Source organism: Acinetobacter sp. GFQ9D191M (assembly GCF_011174875.1).
GTDB lineage: Bacteria > Pseudomonadota > Gammaproteobacteria > Pseudomonadales > Moraxellaceae > Acinetobacter.
The window spans coordinates 8,667-14,033 of sequence record NZ_JAALGV010000050.1; the positions used below are offsets into that span (position 1 = coordinate 8,667).

The 5,367-nt window shown below is 36.9% G+C and carries 5 protein-coding genes; 1 reads left to right on the top strand and 4 read right to left on the bottom strand.

What is annotated here, in order from left to right; all coding sequences use genetic code 11:
- Positions 1–208 precede the first annotated feature (208 nt).
- Positions 209–679 (top strand): spore coat U domain-containing protein, encoded by a 471-nt coding sequence (locus G5T77_RS08430; RefSeq protein WP_166134623.1) that lies wholly within the window; start codon positions 209–211, stop codon positions 677–679.
- Between the two features lie 12 nt (positions 680–691).
- Here G5T77_RS08430 and G5T77_RS08435 read toward each other — a convergent pair whose 3' ends face one another.
- The 4 genes from G5T77_RS08435 to G5T77_RS08450 all read right to left on the bottom strand — a co-directional run.
- Entirely contained in the window at positions 692–1,678 is a 987-nt protein-coding gene (locus G5T77_RS08435; protein WP_166134620.1) for a spore coat U domain-containing protein, read from the bottom strand.
- On the bottom strand, positions 1,669–4,017 hold the full coding sequence (locus G5T77_RS08440; RefSeq protein WP_166134617.1) for a fimbria/pilus outer membrane usher protein: 2,349 nt from the start codon (positions 4,015–4,017) through the stop codon (positions 1,669–1,671). Before G5T77_RS08440 ends, G5T77_RS08435 begins: the two co-directional genes overlap by 10 nt.
- Positions 4,018–4,054: 37 nt before the next feature.
- Positions 4,055–4,804: a molecular chaperone gene (locus G5T77_RS08445; protein WP_166134614.1), complete on the bottom strand. Its 750-nt coding sequence runs from the start codon at positions 4,802–4,804 to the stop codon at positions 4,055–4,057.
- Positions 4,805–4,828: 24 nt separating this feature from the next.
- Positions 4,829–5,367 (bottom strand): spore coat U domain-containing protein (locus G5T77_RS08450; protein ID WP_240904180.1); only part of this gene is annotated, 539 nt, incomplete at its 5' end.

Sequence of the window (5,367 nt, forward strand, 5' to 3'; positions counted from 1 at the left end):
AATTTCCTGATCCACCTCTAATCTAGCCTGTTTGCCCTTTTATTTTTGAATTGTTTACTAGATGGCAGCATAGTTGAGTAAAATCGAATAATATGATTAGAATCATGAAATTTAGTGCGTAATCCAGACTATTACTTTAAATAGTTAGCTTTTTACTCTCTACAATTCAGATTAATATAATTATCTATATTGGATATAGGCACATTCAATGAAAATTTTTAAATATTCATTTGTAATTCTAGCTGTAGTTTCAGTCTCTGCTTATACCATGAGTGACCGGCAGTCCACACAGTTTCAGGTCAAAATAAAAGTCAATGAAATTTGTGATATCGGCACAGGTTCTACTTCTAATATAGATTTTGGTACGATTTCTCGTAATACCCAAAATATCCAGGCAACGGGTAGTCTAAATGTTTCATGTACTAATGGTACGCCTTACAATATTTCACTAAATAGTGATGGTACACTAAAGAATACTCAGGATGCTTCCTTGAAGCTTTCATATCGACTTTATCAAGATGCATCTATGAGCAAAGAATGGGGAAACAGCTCTGAAAATCGTTTTTCACAACACGGTACAGGACAAACTCAAAATATTACCATTTGGGGGAAAGTGCCTGATACTAACGTTCCTGCCGGTCAATATATAGATACAGTTACTGCTACGATTACCTATTAAATATAGAGTTTTCTAATAAGTTAAAGTCACAGTAATGGTATCGGAATATTTCCCTATACTGCTAATGCTTTGCGATGGGACCATCGCATAAACAGGGATAGTCTGGTGGGTTACAGAATATGAAGTATCCGCCTGCCAAATGTTCGAGTGACTTGGATCCTGATATAAACCGTATTGAATATAACTTCCTAAAGAATTTTTCATACGTCTTTGTGAGCCCAATGGATTTAGACCATTATTTAAACTTACCTTCATATTGGTACCCATTGGACATGCTAATTGAATAGTCCCTGAACGATATAAAGTATTATTCAATAGCTCCACTGAACCAAAATCTATATCTGATGCAGATAAAATCAAACAGCTATTTTCATAGTTAGAATTGACGACTATATTGTTAGTTGAGCTATTTTGACTAGCTAGAGTTTCTAAATCTGAAGGTACTTCTAAGCCATAGCGATAAGCATAGTATAGCTTTATGGAAGTACTATTGGTTTTATAGGAGCCGGCAGGTACATTTTGTCCTGCAAGAACTTGACCATACATTTTGACTAATGTACTCGGACTTCCTGTATTAGCACCTACTTGAACAGATTGGCACTGAGCTGTATTTTTAGCGTCTGAGTTTGGTATCTTGCGTGTTCGTGCGACATCATAATATAAGTTATAATTTAATAAGGAAGCAGGATAGTTATCATAGTTAATCATTGTGCGAGGATCTTTAGCCGCTGGATCTATACTATCAACTACCATACATATCTTATATGTCACGGGCTGACTCCAGTTTGAATTACATGTTACGGTAATATCCGTAGAAGCTGTCATCGAGCCTTGAATGTTCGCTGTGCCTAGGCTTAAATTACCTCCACTTACCCAGCAACTCTCTGCATAAGCAGATGAAGAGCATATGCTATAAGCTAAAAACAATAAGCTCATACAAGCTAAACGCTTGATGAGGCCATAAGATTTGATTCGGTTAAATTGATGAGTTATTGACATACCACCCTTCCTAAATCGCTAAAACCTTCAAGAGTGGAAACTTCAGGAAGATTCACTTGGCATTGCTTAAGCTCATCGCCAATATATAATTTATTATTTTTCACATCATCTAAATATACAATACCATCATGAGCTACAATGGTTTTAGGAGGCTGCTGTATTGATGGTTGAATATCCCAAACAGATTTACCCACTGCTAGATTCTCTCCCTGATCATCGACTGCCTGTAATTGAACGGATTTCACTTGATACATTGGAAAACGAACGAATACACCACTTGCCTGACGAGGTACAACATCTTGCTGTGTTGTTTCTATTTTTAAATTTATGGGTAGGTTCAGGGTATCAACTGCTACACTATTATGCTGATATGGATTTAGACGATCCAATAGCAAATATCCTTTCTGATTAGTTTTACCAATCAAACGATTCTCCATACGCACCGGTACGCTAGCAATATTATCTGTTGAGACAATAGCAAATGAACCGTTACTCAAACGCGTGGGTAGTATCACGTCTTTTAGAATAACTAACCCTCCGTTGACTGAGGCAAATGCACTGGTATTATTTTGTTGGTCTGATGCTGTATGTTGCACATTTAATTGTGCTAACCCATAGCGACCGAGATAGTCGATCTGCCCCTGAAACTGTGAGTATTGATCTGTACGATTGGCCATGGCTTGCCATCCCATCCCTCCCTGATCTTGATTTAGCGTATGCATTATATTCACACCAAACTGTTTGTTATCATGACTACGCTGTATTGATGCTGTGGCTGAGTTACGTTGCGCCCAAGGGATATTAAGTGATAGATAATAACTATCTTTCTTATTAATTAAATCATGCGTATAACCTAAATTTAGGTTCATACGTTGCGGCAAGATATAAGACCAGTTCAGCAATACAAACTTACTCTCTTGCTCTGTGTATTTTTGCTGGATATAGCTACTTCCCAACTGACCAATTTTAGTATTAAAACCTATATAAAATTGGTCTGATTTACTGGCAAATGCCGCATCATTCAAGCTGGCAATGTCATTAAACTCACCAAACTGTCGTAGTCCATTATAATTTAAACTTATTAATGGAGAGTTCCAGCTATAACCTAGGCCTAATAATTGTCCATGTTGCTCAGGTGTACGACTATAAGCATAAGAGAGATTAAGCTGTCCTGCACGTTTGCCTAATTGATAGAGTGTGCCTAATCCTACCTGTTGCAATTGATCGGTCAATTCAGTATGTGTTTCCAGAGTAAGTTTATTTAATATTCCATAACGATAGCTCCCACTAAATGCAGGATCTTGTGCATAATCAAATGAAGATAAGCCATAATTTAACTTTGGATAACCTACATTAAAAGACCAGTCATTTAAGCCTTGTGCGAGTAGGTTATTTGTACCATATAAGGGAATACTCAGTACTTGCTGTTGGCCATTAATATCTGTAATGACCATTTGTGCATTGCCTGCACCTGTAATACTCGGTACTGATTGAATATCAAATTGCCCAGGTACTATATTTTCTGAAAACTGCTTAATACCATTAATTATTAGATCCACTTGTGACGGTAATGCTACCTGGCCTTTAAAACTCATTAAGGGAGTCGTCACGGTATAGGGTTGTAAAGCGAAATTTTTCGATAAGCTAAGACCACTCAATCGAGTAGAGCGTGTCCATGATAGTGCATTACTTTGTGCATCACCTAAACGTAGTCTAAGCAATTTTTCTGGGATATCTTTTTCCCAATATGTATCCAGTATATGATGATTTATAAAGGCATTATCTTGATATTGGTAGTTACCAGAAAGGCTGAATACCCCACCAAATAGCCCAAAAACACGAAATTCATTCCAACCATTTAAAGAAAATATATTCTCATACTGCTGAGCAAAAGCAGTGTAATTGAGTAAGACACCTGTTTTTTCATGCAATGGATTAACTTTTGCAGCAGGCAGATGCTGATAGCCATATTGATGTTGACTGCTTAACAGTGTAATAGGTACTTGGATTGAGATTTTTTGATTGAGGTCGTCATATTTATAGCTTAGCCCTTCAATCTGATCAAGTGCGATATAGGATACCTGATCAATTATGATTGGTTCTATCTCGGCAGTAATGGCGAAATTTTTTAAGGAAGCTACATCAATATAGAGTTGCTGATCTTGTTGTAAAAAATGACCAATTTGAATCTGTGCAGACTGATTTACTTCTACATCCAAATACAATTCCTGTTGAATCGCACTGTCTATATTATTGGATAAGTATTGTTCTGCAAATGTTGTCGGTGCTGTGACCAGCATCATTCCTGCAAGTATAAAATTGCTTGCTCGAACATTCAATGATCAGAAACTCCCTATCCCTAAAGCTTATTTTGCATTAGGGAGATAATGGTAGAGTTTGTTCACGAAGATCCATATTAACTACAGCTATAAACTTTCCACCACGCGTAACATTTATATTATTTGGAATTTTCCATTGCATGCTTTTCCCACTAAGTACATAACCCATCAATCCCATTTGAATTGGTATTTTTTTGCCTTGCGCATCCATGTAGGCAAACTGACTAAAGCGCTTATAATGACCAGACTGATTGTTGATTGTTAGTGTTTGCTTATTATATTTAAAGCTCATACCTTGCAGGGATGTTATGCCTTGATCTGTATCATTAATGTCCGATACTTTTAAAAAAACAGGAATGGAATATTTGAGTAACAATTGTAGACCACTTTGTACATTAGTCTGGGAGTTAGGTAATTCATCCACGATGAGGCGATAAGCTTGTTCAGTCGTACTTGCTATTTGAGTATTGCGGATCAATCGAACCAATTGCCGTTGTCCGGCAGGAATGCTAATGACCATAGGACTAGCAATTAGATCTTTGGAGTTTGTTAAAATATCTTGTTGATTGCTTTGTGTCCAAGCGTTCACTCGTACTTGTGCACGAATACTCTCATTACCTGTATTGGTCAACCAAAGTTCTTTGACTTTTTCTTGCGGTGAAAATTCTAATAAAATAGGCGCAACTTGCAAACTGGCAGCATGCGCCTGTGTTATAAAAATACTAGCTGCCAAGATTCCTGCACCACAAATGTGGAATACATGAGAGAATTTGGCTGGCTTTTTCATGTGGACTCTTTACGATAATAAAAATTAATAAGTTACTGTGGCTGTGACGGTATCTGCATAGTTACCAGCGCGTACATTTGTAGAGCCAAATAATTTAGCAACTACAGGAATATTCTGTACATCACCTGAGCCAGTTGCAGAATATAGATTATCTTTGTTGTCCCACGCTGTATCACTAGATTCTTGAAATAATTTATAAGCAATGCTAGACGTAGGGTCAGCCGTATTGGTCAATTTACCACTACCAGATAAACCAACTTTGTATGGTGTTTGACTAGTACAGGTTACATTTAAAGTACCAGTTTTATCTGTTGCTGCCATACCACTATTTACTTCACCGAAATCGATATCTGTAGCACTGATCGCACATGTTGATACGACTTCAATTTTAACTTTAAAAGTTGCATCCGCAGCTTTAGTAGAAGCATTCGTCTGTCCTGCTATAAATACGCCAGAAGAAAGCAATAATGCTGTAGTGATAAAGTTTTTCATATAAGGGCCTATTAATAATGAAACAGATGGTTTTTTTAAAAACTTGCTGTTATTAGACCTCTTGCGAAAGT

What these genes read in the sequence shown, in the direction of transcription:
- G5T77_RS08445 (WP_166134614.1), bottom strand. Translation starts at nt 4,804, where the DNA reads ATGAAAAAGCCAGCCAAATTCTCTCATGTATTCCACATTTGTGGTGCA.
- G5T77_RS08435 (WP_166134620.1), bottom strand. Translation starts at nt 1,678, where the DNA reads ATGTCAATAACTCATCAATTTAACCGAATCAAATCTTATGGCCTCATC.
- G5T77_RS08430 (WP_166134623.1), top strand. Translation starts at nt 209, where the DNA reads ATGAAAATTTTTAAATATTCATTTGTAATTCTAGCTGTAGTTTCAGTC.